The following is a 21,474-nucleotide window of genomic DNA, read 5'->3' as shown; positions in this document are numbered from 1 at the left end:
GTTCGGGCGAGGTGGTCACAGCGCACCGCCGACGGCCCGGAAGGCGGGCACCGCACCGGCCGGTTCGCCCAGTCCCATCCGGCCGTGCCCGCCGCCCTCGTCACCCATCGGCACCGGGGCACCGGGCGGACCGGGCTTGCGCAGGTCGGGGGCCACCGGGCCGGCCTGGCGCCCGACCGCGAAGGCGGCGACGAACAGGATCAACAGGAGGCCGACGAAGCCGAGCACCGTACGGGCGGCCGAGGTCGACCGGGTCGCCCCCGGGGACGAACCCGCGGCGGGACGCGCGGCCCTCGCGAGGAAGGGCAGGCGCCGGAGGCGGCGGCGAGGAGAGTCGGGTCCGCCGGCGAACACGGGCATGAATCGGGCTCCAGGGATCGAACGGCGGGAGGTCGGCTCCGGCGCGCGGGCGGCGCCGCGGTCGACAACGGCGGCACCGGGGACGGACATCGAGGACAACCTTCGAGGAGGGGCATCGGACACGGGCACCGGGGACGGGCATCCGGGTAGTCGGCCGGCGGTGATCGGTGGTTCCCCGAGGGTGCGGATTCCTGAGTGAGAGGTGCGACCGCGCGCGAGGTCGAGTTCGAGGCGGTTGGGCATGGTTTGGGAGATCACTGTACGAGAGCGTTCGAGTCCGGTTCGAGCAGGGTTCGGGAGAAGTTCGGGAATCGGCCGGGCACCCGAGGGCTCCCGCGTACCCGGCAGGTGGGAGCATGAGCGTCACCATGCCTGCCCGGTCAGTGCTTCGAGCCGTTCGCGCCGCGATGTTCGCGGTGATCTGCGTGCTGCTCGCGTTGTTCGGGCACACGTTGATGTCCGACGCGCCGGTCCACTGGGCCGCGCCGGTCGGCGCCGGCGTCGGGATCGCCGTACTGGCGTGGGCCGTGGCCGATCGCGAGCGCGGCCTCGGGGCGATCACGGGCGCGGTACTGGCCGCCCAGGCCGGCCTGCACACGTTGTTCACGCTGGCCCGCCAACCGGCCCCCGAACCGACCGGCGCGGCCCGCTTCCGCGACCAGTGGCTCCAGGTGCTGCTGTGCAACGACGACCGACCCGGCGACGCGCCGACCCGGTCGGTCACCGAACTCCTGGTCCGGATGCGGCTGGACCCCAACCTGGCCGGGCAGTCCCCGGAGGCTGCCGGTTTCGGTCGCCCGCCCTCCGGCGGACACCACATGGCAGGCGCCGGGGGCGGCGGGATGAACCACGACGGCGCGTTGAGCGCCGTCCTGGGCCACGGCGGGACCGGCATGGTCGCCGCGCACGTGCTGGCCGCGCTCGGCTGTGGTGTGTGGCTGCGGCACGGTGAGAAGGCCGTCTTCCGGCTGCTGCGCGTGCTCGCGACGATGGCGGGCACCGTGGTTCTCGCACTGGTGGGCGCCTGGACGTCGCCGGTCACCACCCGCCTGCCGGGCATGCCGCGCGCGGGTCACCGTCGCGAACGCGCCGTACCCAAGTGGGTCTGCCGCCCGCTGCCGGGCCGAGGGCCGCCCGCAGCGCTCTTCGCCTGAGCCGTCCACCCGACCCGCGTGTGTCCGTACGACCCGGCCGTGTTCGCCCCGCTTCGGCGCGGCGACCACCTCCGACGCCGTTCGGCGAGTGCGTGTTCGTGAGTGCCTGTTCGCGCGTATTCGTCCGTGGTCGCCGCGTGTCGCGGGGCCGCGCCCCGACGGGGCGCCGCGCCCGCGTCGGCGCGTGGCGTCCGTGAGGGCGAGTACGCGCCCGCGATCGTGCTGCCCATGCACCGGCGCACGTTCGCGGTGATCGCACGCACCCACCCACACCGCGGGCCGCGACGCCGACCGAGAACGCGTTTGCGTCGCCGTCGGTGGACCCGGGCGTACCCGCCACCCGAGTAGCGCCCGCCGCGCCGACTCGCCGGTCGCCGTGTCCGAACCCGACACCGCGCGCCGAGCGGGCCGGCCGTGTGCCCGGGCGCCATCGGGTGCTTCGCGCACCGCCGTCGAGACCGGGCCCGTGGCTCCCGCGCCGCACTCGGCTCCGGCGGGCGTGCCTCCCACCAACTCGGCGTCGATCCGCTTCCGGCCGATCGATCGCCGCCCGCATGACGAGGACGTGGAACGTGACTTCCCTGCACCCTCCCGGCCGTCCCGGACCCGGAGCCGGCCGACCTCCGACCCTCGATCGACGTCGCGGCCATCGCGCGTGCGTCGGCGGGGTGTGCGATGCATGACCTCGACCTGACCGAGCGGGCCCTGGCGGGCGCCGCCGGAGACCCGGACGCCGTGGACGACTTCGTCCGGGGCACGCATCGCGACGTATGGCGCTTCGTCGCGTACCTGACCGACGTACAGAGCGCGGACGACCTCACCCAGGAGACCTACCTGCGCGCCTGGACGGCACTTCCCCGATTCACCGGGGCGTCCTCGGTGCGCACCTGGCTGCTGTCCATCGCCCGGCGCACGGTCGTCGACCGCTACCGCGCGGCGGCCGCCCGGCCGAGGACCGCCGCGGTCGAGGACTGGGTCGAAGTCGCCGAGCGCCGCCAGGACACCTCCCGGCCCGGCTTCGAGGAGGGCCTCGCCCTCGACGACCTGTTCGGGGCGCTGCACCCGGCCCGCCGGGAGGCGTTCGTGCTGACCCAGGTGCTGGACTTCGGCTACGCGGAGGCCGCGACCATCGCGGGCTGCCCGATCGGCACGGTCCGATCCCGGGTGGCCAGAGCGCGGAGCGACCTGATCACGTTGCTGCGCGAGGCCGAGAGCGTCGCCTTCGAGACCGGGGAGGACCATGCCGTGAGCCATCGGCGAGCCTGCTGACGCGGCTGTTCGGGGCGAGGGTCCGCCGGCGGGACCGGTGTGCCCTCGCCCGCGCGATCCCACCCGGCCCCGCCGGCGGTTCGGTGGTGTCGGGTGGGTTGCGCCGTCGGCCTACGCCTTGCGGTCGGCGAGCGCGTACGACGCGACGGCGACGGTGCCGGCCACCGCGAACACCGAGGGCCACGCGCCGATCTTCTTCGCGAGGGGATGCGAGGCGCCGAACGCGACCGTGTACAGCCCGGTCAACGCGGCGGCCGTGGGCGTCCCGGCCCGCTCCCGCCACCCCTTGGCGGCGAACGCCCCGGCCGCCGCGAGCACCGCGCCACCCAACGGGCGCTTCTTCGTATAGCGGGCGACGGCATAGCCGCCGACCAGCCCGCCGGCGGCGACCGCGGCCGTGGGGATACGAGCCATGGGAAACACACTCCTCGGATGGACGAAGGGAGACGACGAGAGACGACGGGCGACGACCGGAGACGACAGGATCTCGCCCGATCGGTTCCGGTACGACACGCCACTCGCCGGGCGCCTCGTCCGGCGCCCTCACGAACCTAACGCCCCCGAATCCGCGCGCTGCCGCGACCCCGCGCCCACCCCGCGCCCACCCCATGCGCGCCTTCGTGGGCCCGGTGGGCAGATCGGTGTCGGTGCGGGCGGGTAGGGTGCGGCGGTCGGCGGGTCTGTCGCTTGTGGGTGATTCGTCCGCATCGGATGCGTCGGGAGGAGGTCGGCCTTGGAACGGTTTCGGCGAGTCGGATGCGGCACGCGCGACGTGCCGGTCGGCTGCCCGCGACCGGGCGCGTGGTGAGGCCGGCCGCGCCTCGGGTCGCGATGGCACCCGACGCGTACGGCCACGGCGGTCGGCTCCGGCCGTTGCGCGAGGACGGTGTGCCGATCGGGCCCGCCGAGCAGGTCCGCGACCTGGTCGCGGCGATCACCGACCTCGAGGCCGCTCCGGTGCCGCCCAGGTGGGTGTGGGCGTCGGCGGAGAGCGCGTACGCACCGCTGCTGCCCACCCGGGTCGCGCGCTGCCACGACCTCGCGCTGGTCGAGTCGTTGCTGCTCGCGCACGAGGGCCGGTTCGGCGAGCCGCGATCGCTGGGCGCGGCCTGGGCCCGCCTGAAGGGCCTGCCCGTACCGGACGACCTGCCGATCGGCGCCGCCGACGCGCAGGACAGCCTGTTCGTCCCCGACCGGCAGCGGTTGCCCGCCGGCGCCGACGCGCTGGAAGCGGTGGTCGCGGTACACGCCGACCAGGTGCGCCGGATCGACGCGATCGAGGACGCCGCCCGCCGCTCGCGATTCCGGCTGCTGGCCGCCGCCGAGTCGGCGGGCGGACTGGTCGCGGCCGAGATGGCCGCCGACGGTCTGCCCTGGCGGGTCGAGGTGCACGACGCGCTGCTCACCGAATTGCTCGGCCCGCGCCCGCGCGTGTCCGGCGCACCGCCACAACGACTGGCCGACCTGGCCGAGCGGTTGCGCGAGGCGCTCGGCGGGCGGGTGTTCAACCCCGACTCGCACACCCAGGTGATCAAGGCCTTCGCCGAGCAGGGCATCCGGCTCACCTCGACCCGCACCTGGTACCTACGCGACATCGGCCACCCCGCAGCCGACCTGCTGATCAAGTACAAGGAACTCGCCCGCCTGCATGCCGCGCACGGATGGGCCTGGCAGGACACCTGGGTCCGGGGCGGCCGGTTCCGCCCCGAATACGTGGTCGGCGGCGTCGTCACCGGCCGCTGGGCCGGGCGCGGCGGCGGCGCGCTGCAGATCCCGCGGGTGCTGCGCGGCGCGGTCGTGGCCGACCCGGGATGGCGGCTGGTGGTCGCCGACGCGGCCCAGCTCGAACCGCGCATCCTGGCCGCGATGTCCCGGGACGCGGGCCTGGCCCGGTCCGCCGCCGCCGGCGACCTGTACGAGGCGCTGGCCAAGGCCGCGTTCCAGGGCGACCGGGCCAAGGCCAAGCTCGGCCTGCTGGGCGCGATGTACGGCCAGACCAGCGGCGACATCGGGCCGCTCCTGGCCACGTTGCGCCGGCAGTACCCGGACGCGATGGGCTACGTGGAGGCCGCCGCGCGCACCGGCGAGGAGGGCGGCATCGTGCGCTCCCGGCTGGGCCGGACCTGCCCGCCGCCGTCGTCGGAATGGCTGGATCTCGCCGAGGGCGGTACGAGCGAGCCCGCCGCCGACCGCACCGACGACGCCGGCGCCCGCTCGGCCCGCGCCCGTGGCCGCTTCACCCGCAACTTCGTCATCCAGGCCAGCGCCGCCGACTGGGCCCTGTCCCTGCTTGCCGCGCTGCGCCGCCGACTCGCCCGCTACGACTCGGCCCCGGCCGGGCGGCCGCACCTGGTCTTCTTCCAACACGACGAGATCATCGTGCACAGCCCCGCCGAACTCACCGAGGCGGTGGCCGCGGCGATCACCGAGGCCGCCGCCGAGGCACGGGCACTGGTGTTCGGGGACACGCCGGTGTTGTTGCCGCTGATGCCGGCGGTGGTGGGGACGTACGCGGAGGCCAAGTAGGAGCGAGTAGGAGCGTGACCGCGCCTGCGAGCGACCGGGATTCGCCGGACCGGCGCCGGGCCCGTAACCGCAGGTGGGCCCGGCCCGGGCCGCGGTGTCGCTCGTGCCGGGCGGCCGGATGGGCGCGGCATCGACGCGCTCGCATCCGGACCGCGTGGCGTGTACTCGGGCGCGCTCGGCTGCTTCTCCGCGTCCGGCGCGGCCGACCTGAGCGTGGTGATCCGCACCGCCGTGATCCGGGACGGAACGGTCACCGTGGCGCGGGCGGGGCGATCGTGCCGGACTCCGAACCGGTCGCCGAGTACGCCGAGATGTCGCCGAAGGCATGCGCCACGCTGCAGGCATTCCCCGATGCGCGTGGTCGACCGGCATAGGGTGCGAACGGGCCGTTTTGCCCCGGTACGCGGAGGCCGTCGGGTGGTGATTCGGCTCGACCTGCGGGATCGGGAAGAGAATGCCGCGCCGAGGACTTCGGATGGAGGGCCGGCCCCGGACCGCCGGCGGTGGAGCGGCCGCGGTCCCGACCACCGTCCCCGGAAACCGACCGAGGACCGACGCAAGACCGACGGAAGGACCGAACTCATGGACGCGCAACGGGCAATCGAGCGAGTCGGCCGGATCGGCGTCTGGCAACACCACGACCGGTACGCCGCCGACGCGGACGCGGCGGGCGCCGCGGCCGAGTTGGAGGAACTCGGCTTCACCGGTGCCTGGATCGGCGGCGCGCCGGTGGACGGGCTGTTCGCGGTGACGAACCGACTACTCGGCGGCTCCCGCCGGCTCGGCGTCGCGTCCGGGATCCTCAACATCCGAACCTTCCCCCACCCGGACACGATCGCCGAGGTGTCCGCGGTCGAGAAGGCCCATCCCGGCCGGTTCCTGCTCGGACTGGGGGTGAGTCACGTCGAGTTGACCGACCATCTCGGCATCGAGTACACCCCGCCGCTGGCCGCGATGAACGCGTACCTGGACGCCCTGGACGCCGACGGCCCGGAGGTCCCGCGCGTGCTGGCCGCGCTCGGCCCGCGCATGTTGCGTCTGTCCCGCGATCGTGCGCAGGGCGCGCACCCGTACTTCACCACGCCCGCGCACACCCGCGAGGCGCGCGAGACGTTGGGCGAGGGGGTGTTCCTGGCGCCGGAGCAGAAGGTGGTGCTGAGCACCGACCCGACGGTCGCGCGGGCGGTGATCCGGGATGCCTCGGCGCTGTACCTCGGCCTGGACAACTACCGGCGCAGCTTCCTCCGGCTCGGCTTCACCGAAGCCGACCTGGCCGACGGTGGCAGCGACCGGCTGATCGACACCCTGGTGGTGTGGGGCGACGAGGAGACCATCGCCGCCCGGGTCGGCGAGCACCTCGCCGCGGGCGCGGACCACGTGGGCATTCAGGTGCTCACCACCGAGCCCGGCCACACCGGTCTGCCGCGCGCGGAGTGGGCCCGGCTGGCCCCGGCGCTGCGCGAGCTCTGATCACCCACCCGACCCGGTGAGGTCGGCGACGAAGGTGCGAAAGACCGTGCGGTAGGTGCTCGGGGTGGTGCCCGTCAGACGTTGGAAGTGGCGGCGCAGATTGGCCGGGGTACCCAGGCCGGTCTGCGTCGCGATCCGCTCCACCGGGTCCTCGGTGCGTTCGAGCAACCATTGGGCCCGCTGGATCCGGGTGCGCAGCAGGTACTGGAGCGGGGTGAGCCCGGTCTCGGCGCGGAAACGACGGGTCAGGTTGCGCACGCCCAGCCCCGCGTGCGCGGCGATGTCGTCGAGGGTGAGCGGGAGCCGGAGGTTGGCCTCCATCCAGCGGGTGGTCGCCGCGACGGTGCTGCCGGGTGGTGTGTAGGCGCTGTACCCCGCGTCGGCGGCGCCGCGGGCGAGGTCGTCGGCCGGGTCGTGGAGGTGCAGGAAGACCTGCCGCTCCGTCTCGATGGCCACCGGCACACCGTGGTCCAGGGTGATCAGATCCAGGCACAGGTCGATGCCTCCCAGCACCCCGGCGGCACTGTGGAAGGGGCCGTCCGCGACCACCGAGCCCTCCGGGTCGACCTCGACCAGCGGGTACCGGCGGGCGAGTTCAGCGGTGTCACGGCGGCTGGTCGCGGCGCGCCGGCCGTCGAGCAGACCGGTCGCCGCGAGCGTGAACGTACCGGTGCCGACCGCGCCGATGCGGCAGCCGCGCGCGGCGACGGCACGAAGGGCGTCGACGACGTCGTCCGGGGGCGCGTCACGAAAGCCCGCGTGGCCCGGCAGCAGCACGGTGTCGCCGTCGTCGAGCCCGGCCAACGTGTCCAGACCCCAGGGGGTCTCGATGTGGAAGGATGCGGGGCCGCCCGTCGCCGTGAAGCCCGGAGCGGTGCAGATCCGCAGGTCGTAGCCGATCCGAGGGTGATGCCGGGCGGCGGTGCCGAACGCGAGTCCGGGCGCGGTGAGCTGGTGCCCGGGGACCCCGTCGAGAGCGAGGACGGCGATCACTGGCATGTCCGGAATCTAGCCGAGGATGACATCGAGACGGCTGTTTGCGTCGGGGACGCGCCACGGAGGATGAGTGGGACGAGGACGGACGCGGGGGACGTCCGACTCGTGTACGGCAGCACCACCATCCTCTCGAAAGGTCACCACATGCCCTCTTCGAACTCTCGGCCCACGCTCGACGCCCGCCCCGAGCGCCGGCGGCGCGGCCTGTTCGCGAAATCGATGGCGGCGGTCGGCGCCGCGGTCGTGCTCGGCGCGACGGCGATGGCCGGCAGCGCGGGCGCCATCGTCAACGGGCAGGACTCGACGCAGCGCTACCCGTTCATGGCGATGGTCCCGGAGGTCGCGGCAGGCATCGACGCCCAGTGCGGGGCGACGTTGATCGACCGGCAGTGGGTCCTCACCGCGGCGCACTGTGTCGATCCCGAACTGCCGATCGTGCTGGAGGGGAAGGTGCGAATCGGCAGCCCGGACCGCGCCACCGGAGGCACGGTCCGCAACATCGACAAGATCGTGACCCACCCGGGCTACAAACTGGACGACCCCAACAAGGACGACCTCGCGCTGATCCGGCTGGACCGCCCGGTCTCCCAGCAGCCGATCAAGATCGCCAAGAAGGCGGGACCGGTCGGTACGCCCACCCGGATCCTCGGCTTCGGCACCACCGTCGACAAGGACATCGAGCACGCGGTGTTCCCCGACCGGCTCCAGCAGTTGGACACCCGCCGCGGCTCCGAGGCGGAGTGCTTCGGCCGCGCCGATGCGACCCGGTTGTGCACGGTCAGCCAAAAGCCCGGGGCCATGGCGTGCTTCGGGGACTCCGGCGGCCCGCAGATCCAGCGCGGCAAGGGTGGCCGCTGGGAGCTGATCGGGACCACATCGGGCGACGGTGACGGCAAGGAGGGCTGCGCGACCGGCCCGGGTCTGTACACCAACGTGACCGTCTACAAGGACTGGATCAACAAGACGATCCGGCACAACCACTGATCCCGAAGACGTGACCCGGCCCGCGCCGGTGGCCCCCGTTCCGGGCCATCGGCGCGGGCCGACCCGGTCCCGTCCGCATCCGCGCCGTCCCCGCGAACGGCGCGGATGCGGATGGGACCGATGTCGAGGCCGAGAACAGGAGAAATCGTCCGGTCGCGGACTAGATTCCAGGTATGTCAGTGATCGCCGTCCTGGCCTCGGAGGGGGTTCCGGGGTCTCAACTCACCACTCCCGGACTGGTGTTCGGGACCGCCTGCCGTGAACATCCCGGTGTGGCGTACGAGGTCCGGCTCTGTGCGGCCCCCGGACTGCGCACCACCGGCGCCCCGGGCTCGCTCCGGATCGACACGCCGTTCGGCCTCGACGGCCTCGCCGACGCGGACGTCGTACTGGTCCTCGGACACGACGGCCATCGCGACGAGCCACCCGCCCGCGTCACGGCCGCGCTCCGCGCGGCGGCGGCGCGCGGCAGCCGGATCGCCGCCGTCGGCACCGGCACGTTCACCCTCGCCGCGACCGGACTCCTCGACGGCCGCCGCGCCACGACCGCGTGGCGACACACCGAGGAACTGGCGGATCTGCATCCGCGGATCGAGGTCGACCCACTGGGCACCGTGGTCGAGGACGGGCCGTTCCTGACGACGGCGGGCATCTTCGGGGGCCTGGACGTCTGCCTGTCCGTACTGCGCCGGGACCACGGCCGGCGGGTGGCGGTCGAGACGAGCCGCGAACTCATCACACCGCTGCACACCTACGCCGACGACGTCCGGGACACCATCGACCGCGAGGTCACCGAAAGCGTCGGTCTGGAACCCACCCTGCGCTGGATGGAAGCCAACCTGCACCGCCCGCTGACCGTCCCCGACCTCGCCGCCCACGCGCGCACCAGCGTCAGCAGCCTCACCCGCCGCTTTCACGCCCACACCGGTCTCAGTCCGCTCCGATACCTGCTCCGCGCCCGCCTGAACGAGGCTCGGCGACTGCTGACCGAAACGGACGTCCCCGTCGAGCGCATCGCGGCCCGAACCGGATTCGGCTCGCCCGCCGCCCTGCGTCGACACTTCCGCGCCCTCACCGGCACCGCCCCCCGCGATTACCGCCGGGCCCACCGCGAGTGTGACCATGGCGGTTCGTGCGAGGAGGTACTTTGACGTCCCGGAGCAACATCGACGAACCCGTCCAGGTCACCGAGTGTCCCGCGGCCCGAAGCCCGGGGCGGGAGGACCGGGATCTCCCGGACACCGACCCGGATCGGGTCACCTGGGCGAACGCGTGTCGGGTGGTGGGCACGCTCGACCACGTCGCGGGCAAGTGGAGTATCGGCATTCTCGTGTCCGTCGCCGAGGGCCCGATCCGCTTCACCGAGCTCGAGCGCATGCTGGAGGGCATCAGCAGACGGGTCCTCACCTTGAATCTGCGCCGGCTGGAGCGCGACGGACTGCTGATCCGCACCGTGTATCCGACCGTGCCGCCGAGGGTCGAGTACACGCTCACCGACGTGGCGCGCGAGCTGACCGTGTCGCTCAGCGGCCTGGTGCGTTGGGCCGATCGGCACGGGCCGAGCATCGAGGCGGCCCGGCAGGTGTACGACCGGGAGCAGGCTGGGCAGGAGTAGCAGGGTCGACGGGGTCGAGCACCGCGCCGGAGCGCGGCGGCGGGGCTCGATGGGCCGATCGGGTCGGATCGGATCGATCGGGTCGGGTGGATCGGGTGGGACGGACGGAGCGAGGAGTTCGATGAACAGCGCGGAGCTACTGGTCGACGGGTTCGGTCGGGTGCGCGAGGTGGTGCACGAGGCGGTCGACGGGCTGACCGCGAAGCAGTTGACCGAGCGGCTGGACGCCGACGCCAACTCGATCGCGTGGCTGATCTGGCATCTGGCCCGGGTCCAGGACGACCACGTCTCGGACGTCGCGGGCCTGGAACAGGTGTGGACGGCGAAGGACTGGCACGGTCGATTCGAACTGCCCTTCCCGGTCCGGGCGATCGGCTACGGCCACGACACCGAGGCGGTGGCCGCGGTCCGGGTCGACTCGGCGGAACTGCTCACCGGCTACTACGACGCGGTGCACGAGCAGACCATCGGGTTCGTGCGCGGTCTGTCGGCCGCGGACCTGGATCGTGTGGTCGACGAGGCGTGGACCCCGGCGGTCACCCTGGGCGTGCGGCTGGTCAGCGTGATCGCCGACGACCTTCAGCACGCGGGGCAGGCGGCGTTCATCCGGGGCATCCTGCTGCGCCGATAGCCCGTGCTCCCGCGGCCGGACCCGGGAGCCGCGCCGGCGCGGTCGGACGCTCGCCGACCCGGTATCCGCATCATCGACTCGTGTTTCGCGCGAGAAGATCGGGACCACTTACTCAAGGATTAGGACGCCCTCTCCCATGAGCCCCGAACCTGCTTCGCACTCGCCGCTGGCCCACGGCGCCGAGTCCCCGGCCGCCGCCCTGTTCGACGCCGTCGGGGCCGCGTACGAGACCGCCTTCGCCGGGTTGCCCGAGCAACTGGCCGCGCTGGACTGGCTGATCGCCGAACTCCCGCCCGGCTCGAAGGTGCTCGACATCGGTTCCGGAACCGGGCGGCCGACCGCCGAACGGCTGGCCGCGGCCGGTCATCGGGTGACCGGGATCGATGTCTCGGCGACGATGGTCGACCTGGCCCGGACCCAGGTCGAGAGCGCGACGTTCGAGCAACTGGACGCGCGCGATCTGGTCGACGACGACGGCGCGTGGGACGCGGTGTGCGCGTTCTTCCCGTTCCTTCAACTCCCCAGGGCCGATCTGGACGCCCAACTGGACCGCCTCGGCGCGCGGCTGGCCCCCGGCGGGCTGCTCGCGTTCGCGACGGTACCGGCCGAGGCGGACGGCGTGGAGATCCTGTGGCTGGGTCACCGGGCGCGGGTGACCAGCCACGGCACCGACGAACTGCTCGTACGGCTGCGCGCGACCGGCCTGGAGATCGTCCACCACGCGGTCACCGTCTTCCGGCCGAACCACCCCGAGGCCGGGCCCGAGGAACAACTCTTCGTTCACGCGCGCAAGTCCGCGTCGGGCTGAGCGCTTGGCCGGGCGACGCGCGGGCGGGGCGGGGCGGTCGTCGGCGCGCGGCAGGCGATCGGTACCGTGGTCCGCGTAGCGGAATGCCGCACTCGTCCGGCGCCGCGCGCCTTGTCCGTTTGCCTCGTCTCGTTCGGGATCCTGTGATGACCATGACCGAACGTGAGGATCCGAGCGGTGACCGGCGCGCCGAGGGTACGGAGAGCGCCGACGGCGCGGCCCGCCCGGGTCGGCTCGCGCCGCCCGAGTGGCTCACCCTGACACTGCGCGCCACCCCCGGTCCGATGCCCAAGGCCGCCGCGGTACGGGCCGCGATCGGCATCGCGGCGCCGCTCGCGGTCGGGGTGGCCGTCGGCGACAGCGCGTCCGGCGCGTTGGTGTCCATCGGCGCGCTCGGCGCGGTGTTCGGGGACACCGCGGACGCCTACCGGCTGCGCGTCCTCAACATCGCGGTGCCGCAGATCGTGGGCGCGATCGGACTCGCGCTCGGCAGCGCGCAGTTCGGCCACGGCTGGTCGGCCGTCGCGATGCTGACCGTGCTCGCCCTGGTCGCCGGGATGATCAGCACGATCGGCGCGGTGGCCTCCGCGTCCGGGCTGAACCTGCTGTTGATGGCGGTGATCGGGGCGGGCCTGCCGATGCCCTCGCCGTGGTGGCGGGCGCCGATGTTGACGCTGGTCGGGGCCGGGCTGGTCCTGGTGATGGCGCTGCTCGCCTGGCCCGCGCGCTCGCGCGTTCCCGAACGGGCCGCCGTCGCCGACGCGTACGACGCGACCGCGAATCTGCTCGCCGCGGCGGGTACCGCCGAGTGGGAGACGGCCCGGGCCGAGGTGACGGCGACCCTCAACCACGCGTACGACCTGCTGCTCGGCCGCCGCGCGGTGGCGCCCGGCCGCAGCCGCGGCATGTCGCGCCTGGTCGCGCTGCTGAACTCGGTCGGCCTGCTGGTCGAGGCGGCCACTGCGGTACACGCCGACGACCGGCGGGTGGGCGAGGCGGACGTGGACACGGTACGGGAGATCGCGGCGGCGGTCCGCGGCGGCACGGTGCCCACCGGCGCGGCTCCGCGCAGCGCCGCGACCGACCCCGCGGACCGTGCGGTCGCCGCCGCCATCGAGCACGCGCACGAGACGTTGTCCGGCGCGTACCGCACCCCCGACCGGGTCGGCCGGCCCGGAACTCTGCCCGAACGGGTGGCCGCCGGCGCGCGGAACCTGCTGGTGTCGGCGGAGTCCTGGCGCTACGGCCTGCGGCTGACCCTGTGCATCGGGGTGGCCCAGGTGCTGGTGTCCGTGGTGGACGTACCGCGCTCGTACTGGGTGCCGCTGACCGTCACCTTCGTGCTCAAGCCGGATTTCGGTTCGGTCTTCTCCCGCGCCCTGCTGCGCGCGCTGGGCACGGCGGCGGGGCTGGTGGTGGCGGGCGTGATCCTGGAGTTCGTGCCGCGTGGCTGGTGGGAGGTGCCGGTCGTGGTCGTGCTCGCGGCGGCGTTGCCGATCCTCTCCCGACGCGGCTACGGCTATCAGACCGCGGTGATCACCCCGCTGATCCTGATCCTGTCCGACCTGCTCGGGCATCAGGGCGTCGGGCTGCTCGCGCCGCGCCTGGTGGACAGTCTGATCGGCTGCGCGATCGTGTTGGTGGCGGGCTACGCGTTGTGGCCGGAGAGCTGGCACACCCGGGTCGGCGCCCGACTGGCCACGGCGGTCGAGGATACCGCGCGGTACATCGAGTGCGCGTTCGACGAGAAGACCGATCAGGCCGCGCGGGCGCGGACCCGGCGGCGGATCTACCGCGATCTGTCCGACGTGCGTACCGAGTTCCAGCGTGCGCTGGGCGAGCCGCCGCCGGCCGGCGCGCGGGCCGCGGCGTGGTGGCCGCTGATCGTCGCGGTCGAGCGGGTGATCGACACCGGCACGGCGGCGGCGGTACACACCGCGCACGGCGCGCCGCCGCCCTCGCCCGAGGCGGCCGCGCACATGGCCGCCGAACTGCGCGCGCTGGCCGCCTCGATGCGCAGCGGTGACGCGCCCGATCGGGCGGCGCGGCCGGCCGCCGAGGACCCGCGCGACGCGCTCACCGACGTGCGCCGGGAGGTCCGCTCGGCACGCTCGATGCTGGACGGGCCGGCAGGCGCGGGGGACGGGAAGGACGCGGGAGGCGGGACGGGCGCGGGCGAGCGGAAGGGCGGGGCGGAATCGGGGGAGGAGAGCGGGTAGGAGAGCGGATGGGATCAGCCGTCAACTGTTGGTTGACGAACCATGATCGTCAACCTATGGTTGACGCATGGAGAATCCTGTGCGCATGACGAATCCGGTGCGGCTCGACGACCTCATCGAGAGCATCAAGCAGACCCATCCCGACGCCCTCCGGCAGTTGTCCGACGCGGTACTCGTCTCGGACCACCTCGGGGAGTTGGCCGACCATCTGATCGGGCACTTCGTGGACCAGGCGCGTCGATCGGGCGCGTCCTGGAAGGACATCGGTACGAGCATGGGCGTCACCAAGCAGGCGGCACAGAAGCGCTTCGTCGCGAAGGCGTCCGGCGAGGCCGACCTCGATCCGAGCCAGGGCTTCGGCCGGTTCACCGACCGGGCCCGCAACGTGGTGGTGGCGGCGCAGAACGAGGCCCGGGCGGCGGGCAACTCCGAGATCGGTCCGGCACACCTGGTGCTGGGACTGCTCGCCGAGCCGGCGGGCCTGGCCGGGCGGGCCCTGGTCGCCCAGGGCGTGACCCCGGAGGCCCTTCGGGAGGCGGTCGTCGCCGTGCTGCCGCCGACCGCCGAGCGGGTACCGGACCTGATTCCGTACGACGCGTCGGCCCGCAAGGTACTGGAGTTGACCTTCCGCGAGGCGCTGCGGCTCGGGCACAACTACGTCGGCACCGAGCACCTCCTGCTCGCCCTGCTGGAGTTCGAGGACGGCACGGGCGTGCTCGCCGGCCTGGGCGTGGACAAGGCCACCACCGACGCGCACATCGTCGCGGCGCTCGCCGCGCTGCTCGCCGGGCAGCAGGGGCAGGAGTCCTGACGCTCGCCGCAAGCTCGGCGTCTCGACCCGCGCGGAGTTGATCCGCCGAGGCATCGCCCCCAACTCCCCGGCGCGGCCCGGGGAGCGGGGCGTCCATCCGGATCGAACACGCGCGAACAAGGGCCGAGTTCGCCGGTGCGTACGCGGCCGAGACGGATCGGCAATGGCCGGCGCCGTGGCCGATCACCCACGAATCGCGGTTCGCGAAGGCGCTCGTGCGCCCGGACGTGGCGGGGCTGCCGGGCCGGCGCGCTCGCGGTCGCACCCGTCGACGAACGCCGGCGCCGCGTCGAGGACACCGTGCCGACCCGCCGGCGAGGAGGGCGCGGCGCGCCGGCGTACTCGCCGTCCGGCGGGTCCTCGTCGGCCGATTCCTCGTCCGATCCGCCGGCGTCTCGCGCGGGCAATCGCGGCGGAGGACGGGAAGCGGTATCGTCCGCGGCCGATCCGTACGGCGCCCGCCGCGGACGGATCCGGATCCCGCGCCCCGTCCTTCGAGCCCATCCCACCGTCCCCACCGCCGACCGAACCGGGCCGGCGTTTGCGGCGCCATGCTCCCGGCGCGGGCGATGCGCCGTATCGTCACGACAACTCGTGAATCGACCGAGAGTCCTCGACGCGTTACGGAGCGCCCCCGCGCGGCGGATCGCCACACCGGGTACGCGGCGCGCCTCACCGTCCGGCCATCGCGCCCGTGCGATCGACGTAACCCCCGACGCCGAGGTGTGTCACGCCGCCGAAACCACCGCTCTCTAGCGTCCGGAACGTGGGCTTCACCCCGCCATGGGCCGAGACCACGTGCGCGCTCCGCGTAACGGCATATCGAGCCTCTGAGGCCCGAACCGCCCGAACCGCCCAAACAACCTGAACAACCCGAACAACCCGAACAACCCGAACAACCCGAACGACGAGGAGGAACGCCCGTGTCGGCAACGGTTCCCCGGGCAGCCGACACCACCGTGCGGACCGTCTGCTCCTACTGCGGCGTGGGCTGCGGCATGCTGCTCGACGTCACCATCGACACCGCGACCGGACGCCGCACCGTGGTCAAGGCCCGTGGTGACAGCAAGCATCCGACCAACCGCGGTCGGTTGTGTACGAAGGGTGCCACCAGCGCCGATCTGCTCGCCGCGCCGGGCCGACTGGGCACTGCCCTGGTCCGGGACGACCGCGGCGCGCCGCCCGTGCCGACCGGCGTGGACGCCGCGATCGGCGCGACCGCACGGCGACTGCGGGAGATCCTGGACGCACACGGGCCGGACGCGCTGTCCTTCTACGTCTCCGGCCAACTCACTCTGGAGGCCCAATACTTGGCCAACAAGCTGGCCAAGGGCTTCGTCGGGACCAACCTGATCGAGTCGAACTCCCGGCTGTGCATGGCCAGCGCGGGCAGCGGCTACAAGCTCTCCCTCGGCGCCGACGGACCGCCCGGCTCGTACCAGGACTTCGAGCACGCCGACGTGTTCTTCGTGATCGGCGCGAACATGGCCGACTGCCACCCGATCCTGTTCCTGCGGATGATGGATCGGGTCCGGGCCGGCGCCAAGCTGATCGTGGTGGACCCGCGCCGCACCGCCACCGCCGACAAGGCCGATCTGTTCCTGCGGATCAAGCCCGGCACCGACCTCGCGCTGTTGAACGGTCTGTTGCACCTGCTGGTGGAAAACGGCGACACCGATCCCGCGTTCATCGCCGAGTTCACCGAGGGCTGGGAGGTGATGCCCGACTTCCTGCGGGACTATCCGCCCGCCCGGGTCGCCGAGATCACCGGCATCCCGGAGGCGGACATCCGGCAGGCCGCGCGCTGGATCGGCGCGGCGGGGGAGTGGACGAGCTGTTGGACGATGGGGCTCAACCAGAGCACGCACGGCACCTGGAACACCAACGCGCTGTGCAACCTGCACCTTGCCACCGGCGCGATCTGCCGACCGGGCAGCGGCCCGCTCTCACTGACCGGTCAGCCGAACGCGATGGGCGGGCGGGAGATGGGCTACATGGGGCCGGGACTGCCCGGCCAGCGCTCGGTCATGGTGGCCGAGGAGCGGGAGTTCGTCGAGGACCTGTGGGGTGTGCCGCCGGGCACGCTGCGGCCGGAACCGGGTCTGGGCACGGTGGACATGTTCACCCGGATGGCCGCCGGCGAGATCAAGGCGTGCTGGATCATCTGCACCAACCCGGTCGCCTCGGTGGCGAACCGCGCGACCGTGATCGCGGGTCTGGAGGCGGCCGAATTCGTGGTCGTCCAGGACGTGTTCGCGGACACCGAGACCAACGCCTACGCCGACGTGGTGTTGCCGGCCGCGATGTGGGCGGAGACCGAGGGTGTCATGGTCAACTCCGAGCGCAACCTCACCCTTTCCCGGCAGGCCGCCGATCCGGTCGGCGAGGCGCTGCCGGACTGGCGGATCATCGCCCGGGTGGCGAGCGAGATGGGGTTCGCCGACGCCTTCGACTACGACAGCGCCGAGGAGGTGTTCGAGGAGCTGAAGCGGGCGTGGAACCCGACCACCGGCTACGACCTGCGCGGGGTCGGTTACCGGCGACTGCGCGATACGCCCGTGCAGTGGCCGAGTTCGGCTCCCGACGGCCCAAACCGGAACCCGATCCGCTACCTGGTCCAAGACGACACACCGACGGCGGGCGGCCGGCCGCGGTTGCGCTTTCCGAGGCCCGGCGGTCGGGCGGCGTTCTTCGCCCGGCCGCACCTGCCGCCGGCCGAACTGCCGGACGACGACTACCCGATGGTGCTCAATACCGGACGACTACCGCACCAGTGGCACACCATGACCAAGACCGGCACGATCGCCACCCTCAATCGGCTCAACCCAGGTCCGTTCGTCGAGATCCACCCGGAGGACGCACGCGCGCTGGGCGTCGCGGCGGGCGATCGGGTCGAGGTGGCCTCCCGGCGCGGGCGCGCGGTACTGCCCGCTCAGGTGAGCGACCGCGTCCGGCCCGGCGATTGTTTCGCGCCGTTCCACTGGAACGACCGGTTCGGCGAGTACCTCGGCATCAACGCGGTCACCAACGACGCGGTCGACCCGATCTCCTTCCAGCCCGAATTCAAGGCCTGCGCGGTGGCGTTGACCAAGGTGGCCGGGCCGTCCCGAACCGAGTCCGGAAACGCGCACCCGGTACCGGAGCAACAGCCCGCGGCGTCGCCGGGCGGCGGCGAACCGGCCGGGTTCGGCGATTTCGCGGACCTCGCGCCGCCCGTGTTCACCGACGAGGAACGACGTTACCTGGCCGGGTTCATGGCCGGCGCGACGCGCTCCCTGGCGACGGTCGGAGCCGCCCGCGTCCCGGTGCTGCCGGCGCGCTCCCCGATCGCGCCGGAGCGGGTGACCTGGGTCAACGGGTATCTGGCCGGGATGTTCTCCGGCGCGGACGCCGAGCCGGCGCTCCGACCCGAGCCCGCCCACCGACCGGAGCCGGCGACCGAACCCGGGCCGGCGAGGCCGGCGGCGGATGACGACCACGACGTGCTGGTGTTGTGGGCCTCGCAGACCGGCAACGCCGAGGACGTCGCCGGCGCGGCCGCGCGCCGGCTGACCGAGGCGGGCCTGCGGCCGAGCGTTGTGGAGATGGCCGACCGCACCCCCGATTCGCTGCCGATCGGCGTGCCCGTCCTGATGATCACCAGCACCTTCGGCGACGGTGAGGCACCGGACGGCGGGGCCGGGTTCTGGGCCGCGCTCGCCGTGGACGGGCGGCCCCGGCTGGACGGGTTGCGCTACGGCGTGCTCGCCCTCGGCGACTCCGGCTACAGCGACTTCTGTGCGCACGGGCGGCGGCTCGACGAGCGGTTCGCCGAACTCGGCGGCACCCGGATCACCCCGCGCGCCGATTGCGAACCCGACTACGAGCGGACCGCCGCGCAGTGGCTGGAGCGAGTGATCGCGGCCCTGACCGGCGATGGCGCACCGGGCTCGCCGGCCGCGGACGCGGCCGGCCCACTCTCGACCACCGCCGTGCAGCCCGCGCCCGCGAGTGCACCTCCCACCGCGCCGCCCGCCGGCCTCGGCTACTCGAAGGCGACGCCCTTTCCCGCTCCACTGATCGGCGATCGGCTGCTCGGGCTGCCCGGATCCGCCAAGGAGGTGCGGGAGTTCGTCTTCGACGCGCGCGGAGGCGGCGAGCAGGCCGCCCTGGAATACGCGCCGGGGGACGCGCTCGGGATATGGCCGGTCAACCACCCCGAGACCGTGGCCGAGTGGCTGGCCGCGACCGGTCTGGACCCGACGGCGCCGATCACCCTGCCCGACCTGGGCGAACTACCGCTCGGCGAGGCGTTGCGGACGCGGTTGGAGATCGCCCGGATCACCCCGGAACTGTTGCGGTTCGTCGCCGATCGCACCCGCGACCGGGACCTGGCGCGGTTGCTCCGCGCGGACAACCGGGGCGAACTGGCCAAGTGGAGCTGGGGTCGACAGGCGGTCGATGTCCTGGAAGCCTTCCCGATCCGTGCCGCGGCGGACGAATGGGCCGGTGTGCTTCGCCGGTTGGAGCCGCGGATGTACTCGATCTCGTCCAGCCCACTGGCCCACCCCCACGAGATTCGGATCACGGTGTCGGTGGTGCGCTACCGCAACGAGGCCGGCGCCGTGCGCAAGGGGGTGTGCTCGACCTATCTGGCCGAGGCCGCCGCGGCCGGCGGTCCGGTGTCGATCTTCGTCCGGCGCGCGCCGCACTTCCGGCCGCCGGCCGACCCGCTGGCACCGGCCATCATGGTCGGCCCGGGCACCGGGGTGGCGCCATTCCTCGGCTTCCTGGCCGACCGCGAGGCACGCGGCCACCCGGGCCCGAACTGGCTGTTCTTCGGCGAGCAGCGCCGGGCGACCGACTTCTACTACCGCGACGAGCTCGCCGAGTTCCGGCGCACCGGCCGACTGGAACGCCTCGACCTGGCGTTCTCCCGCGACCAACGGGCCAAGATCTACGTCCAGGACCGGATGCGTGAGCACGGACCCAGACTGTGGGACTGGCTCCAACGCGGAGCGCACTTCTACGTCTGCGGCGACGCGGGCCGGATGGCCAAGGACGTCGACCGCGCGCTGCGCGAGATCGCCACGGCGCACGGTGGCCTGTCCGAGGACGACGCCGAGGCGTACGTGCGGCAACTCGCGGGCGAACGAAGGTACGTCCGAGACGTGTACTGAGGCGACCTCCACCTGCCGCGGTCAGGCGGCCTCGTCGGGTCGGGCGTCCTGCGCCGCCAGTGCGCGCCGGGCCACGCCGATCGCCCGAGGGTCCCAGCCGGGACGCGGCACCAAACCAGCGCGACCGTGTCGGACGCCCCGACGCTCAGGTCGACGCCGTCCAGGACCGGGCGGGCGGTGTGCGGGAGCCGCAGCCGCAGCCCGCGGATGTCGAGTGTGCTCACCGCCGCCTCCCGGCTACTCGGTCGGCCCAGCGCTCGCCGACGACGTTGAAGGCGACAACGGTCAGGACGATCACCACACACGGGACGATTGCCGAGAGCGGATAACCGCTCTGGATGGCGGATTTGCCGTCGAAGACCATGCGTCCCCAGTCGGGGGTGAGGGCGGGCACGCCGAGGCCGAGGAAGGACAGGCCGGCCAGGTCGATCAGGGCGTACCCGAAGTTGACGGTGGACTGCGCCGGCACCACCGGCGCGATGTTGGGGATCACGTGCCGCAGGCAGATCTGCGCCCCGGAGTGGCCCTGCACCTTGTACGCGGCGATGTAGGGGCGTTCGCGTTCGGCGAGCACGAGCGAGCGGGTCAGCCGACTCACGTACGGGAAGTACGCGATCGCCAGCGCGACGACCGGTGCCATCAATCCCTCGCCGTACACCGACACGATCAGGATCGCCAGGAGCAACCCGGGAAAGGCGAGGGTGAGTTCCGACCCGCGCGAGAGCAGCGAGTCGAGCAGGCCGCCGCGCCATCCGGCGGCGACACCGACGGCGGCGCCGAGCAGCGTGGAGAACACCACCACCGGCGCGGGCCGGTGTGGCCGGCCATGGGGTGGATGGCCGCGACCTTGATCGCCCTGGCGGCGTTCCGGAACTCGGTGCCGGGCGAGTGGGTCGCTCAGACGCGTTCGAGTGCGCGGTGGGGTGGCGCGGGCAACTCGACGGCGATCGCGTCGCCGGGCCGGATGTCGCCACCGGTGCGCACGATGGCCATGATGCCCGCCTTGCGGACGATGCCGCCCGCCTCGTCGCGGCCGACGACGGCCTTGAGCAGGCCGTCCTGGAAGGCGTTGATCTGCGGACACGGGTTGCGCAGCCCGGTCACCTCGACCACGGCTTCGGCGCCCAGGCGCAGCAGCGTCCCGGTGGGCAGACCGAGCAGGTCGACCCCGCCGGTGGTGACGTTCTCGCCCAACTCGCCCGCCGCGACGGTGAAGCCGGCCTCGGCCAGTTCCTCGAACAACTCGGCGTGGATCAGGTGGACCTGACGCAGATTGGGCTGCGTGGGGTCGGCCGCGACCCGGGAACGATGTTGCACGGTGACCCCGAGATGGGCATCGCCCTCGACTCCGAGTCCGGCCAACAGCCGAATGCTCTCCACATTCGCCTTCGTGAACCGATGCTCCGCTTCCCGGCTCACCGCCACCACACGCGCGCCCACGCCCACACCCACTCTCCCGAGTCTCGATTCGA

General features: G+C 73.1%; 17 protein-coding genes and 1 pseudogene. 13 read left to right on the top strand and 5 right to left on the bottom strand.

Features of this window, described 5'->3' with window-relative positions:
- Positions 1–15 precede the first annotated feature (15 nt).
- Positions 16–360 carry a hypothetical protein gene (locus ACIRL2_RS09435; protein WP_402231265.1) on the bottom strand — a complete coding sequence of 115 codons (345 nt, stop codon included), beginning with the start codon at positions 358–360 and terminating at the stop codon, positions 16–18.
- Positions 361–716: 356 nt separating this feature from the next.
- Between ACIRL2_RS09435 and ACIRL2_RS09430 the strand changes: the two genes are divergently transcribed.
- Both ACIRL2_RS09430 and ACIRL2_RS09425 read left to right on the top strand, forming a co-directional pair.
- Entirely contained in the window at positions 717–1,514 is a 798-nt protein-coding gene (locus ACIRL2_RS09430; protein WP_395858881.1) for a hypothetical protein, read from the top strand.
- A gap of 675 nt (positions 1,515–2,189) precedes the next feature.
- Positions 2,190–2,783 carry a sigma-70 family RNA polymerase sigma factor gene (locus ACIRL2_RS09425; RefSeq protein WP_402231263.1) on the top strand — a complete coding sequence of 198 codons (594 nt, stop codon included), beginning with the start codon at positions 2,190–2,192 and terminating at the stop codon, positions 2,781–2,783.
- Positions 2,784–2,894: 111 nt separating this feature from the next.
- Here ACIRL2_RS09425 and ACIRL2_RS09420 read toward each other — a convergent pair whose 3' ends face one another.
- The gene (locus tag ACIRL2_RS09420; RefSeq protein WP_402231261.1) at positions 2,895–3,197 is read right to left on the bottom strand and encodes a hypothetical protein; all 303 of its coding nucleotides are present in this window, start codon (positions 3,195–3,197) and stop codon (positions 2,895–2,897) included.
- 417 nt (positions 3,198–3,614) lie between these two features.
- Here ACIRL2_RS09420 and ACIRL2_RS09415 point away from each other — a divergent pair, with 417 nt between their 5' ends.
- The 3 genes and pseudogenes from ACIRL2_RS09415 to ACIRL2_RS09405 all read left to right on the top strand — a co-directional run bounded on the left by ACIRL2_RS09415 (position 3,615) and on the right by ACIRL2_RS09405 (position 6,779).
- On the top strand, positions 3,615–5,309 hold the full coding sequence (locus ACIRL2_RS09415) for a bifunctional 3'-5' exonuclease/DNA polymerase (RefSeq protein WP_395858878.1): 1,695 nt from the start codon (positions 3,615–3,617) through the stop codon (positions 5,307–5,309).
- A 24-nt stretch (positions 5,310–5,333) separates the two neighbouring features.
- Positions 5,334–5,555, top strand: a pseudogene (locus ACIRL2_RS09410) (chorismate-binding protein); the annotation flags it as partial.
- A 336-nt stretch (positions 5,556–5,891) separates the two neighbouring features.
- Entirely contained in the window at positions 5,892–6,779 is an 888-nt protein-coding gene (locus ACIRL2_RS09405; RefSeq protein WP_395858877.1) for a TIGR03620 family F420-dependent LLM class oxidoreductase, read from the top strand.
- Here the strand turns inward: ACIRL2_RS09405 and ACIRL2_RS09400 are convergent, their stop codons facing one another.
- Positions 6,780–7,778: a GlxA family transcriptional regulator gene (locus tag ACIRL2_RS09400; protein WP_395858875.1), complete on the bottom strand. Its 999-nt coding sequence runs from the start codon at positions 7,776–7,778 to the stop codon at positions 6,780–6,782.
- 141 nt (positions 7,779–7,919) lie between these two features.
- On the opposite strand from ACIRL2_RS09400, the gene ACIRL2_RS09395 reads away from it, so the two are divergent.
- The 8 genes from ACIRL2_RS09395 to ACIRL2_RS09360 all read left to right on the top strand — a co-directional run bounded on the left by ACIRL2_RS09395 (position 7,920) and on the right by ACIRL2_RS09360 (position 20,002).
- A complete protein-coding gene (locus ACIRL2_RS09395) occupies positions 7,920–8,759 on the top strand; it encodes a S1 family peptidase (RefSeq protein WP_395858874.1) in 840 nt (279 codons plus the stop codon).
- Between the two features lie 173 nt (positions 8,760–8,932).
- Positions 8,933–9,910 (top strand): GlxA family transcriptional regulator, encoded by a 978-nt coding sequence (locus ACIRL2_RS09390; protein WP_395858873.1) that lies wholly within the window; start codon positions 8,933–8,935, stop codon positions 9,908–9,910.
- Between the two features lie 128 nt (positions 9,911–10,038).
- A complete protein-coding gene (locus ACIRL2_RS09385) occupies positions 10,039–10,374 on the top strand; it encodes a winged helix-turn-helix transcriptional regulator (RefSeq protein ID WP_395859313.1) in 336 nt (111 codons plus the stop codon).
- 121 nt (positions 10,375–10,495) lie between these two features.
- Complete coding sequence (locus ACIRL2_RS09380) at positions 10,496–11,005, top strand: DUF664 domain-containing protein (protein ID WP_395858872.1); 510 nt, start codon at positions 10,496–10,498, stop codon at positions 11,003–11,005.
- Positions 11,006–11,141: 136 nt separating this feature from the next.
- Positions 11,142–11,813: a class I SAM-dependent DNA methyltransferase gene (locus ACIRL2_RS09375; protein ID WP_395858871.1), complete on the top strand. Its 672-nt coding sequence runs from the start codon at positions 11,142–11,144 to the stop codon at positions 11,811–11,813.
- 146 nt (positions 11,814–11,959) lie between these two features.
- On the top strand, positions 11,960–14,032 hold the full coding sequence (locus ACIRL2_RS09370; protein WP_402231257.1) for an FUSC family protein: 2,073 nt from the start codon (positions 11,960–11,962) through the stop codon (positions 14,030–14,032).
- Between the two features lie 67 nt (positions 14,033–14,099).
- Positions 14,100–14,843, top strand: coding sequence for a Clp protease N-terminal domain-containing protein (locus tag ACIRL2_RS09365; RefSeq protein WP_395858869.1), 744 nt, complete (start codon positions 14,100–14,102; stop codon positions 14,841–14,843).
- A gap of 923 nt (positions 14,844–15,766) precedes the next feature.
- Positions 15,767–20,002: a molybdopterin-dependent oxidoreductase gene (locus ACIRL2_RS09360; protein WP_402231255.1), complete on the top strand. Its 4,236-nt coding sequence runs from the start codon at positions 15,767–15,769 to the stop codon at positions 20,000–20,002.
- Positions 20,003–20,222: 220 nt separating this feature from the next.
- Here the strand turns inward: ACIRL2_RS09360 and ACIRL2_RS09355 are convergent, their stop codons facing one another.
- Positions 20,223–20,804, bottom strand: coding sequence for an ABC transporter permease (locus tag ACIRL2_RS09355; RefSeq protein WP_402231253.1), 582 nt, complete (start codon positions 20,802–20,804; stop codon positions 20,223–20,225).
- A 95-nt stretch (positions 20,805–20,899) separates the two neighbouring features.
- Positions 20,900–21,430 (bottom strand): MOSC domain-containing protein, encoded by a 531-nt coding sequence (locus ACIRL2_RS09350; RefSeq protein WP_402231552.1) that lies wholly within the window; start codon positions 21,428–21,430, stop codon positions 20,900–20,902.
- Positions 21,431–21,474: the final 44 nt, after the last annotated feature.

It is taken from the genome of Embleya sp. NPDC127516, from assembly GCF_044765325.1.
In the GTDB taxonomy this organism is placed as follows: domain Bacteria; phylum Actinomycetota; class Actinomycetes; order Streptomycetales; family Streptomycetaceae; genus Embleya.
The sequence above is the reverse complement of the archived record's forward strand: the minus strand, read 5'-3'. Positions and strand labels throughout refer to the sequence as shown.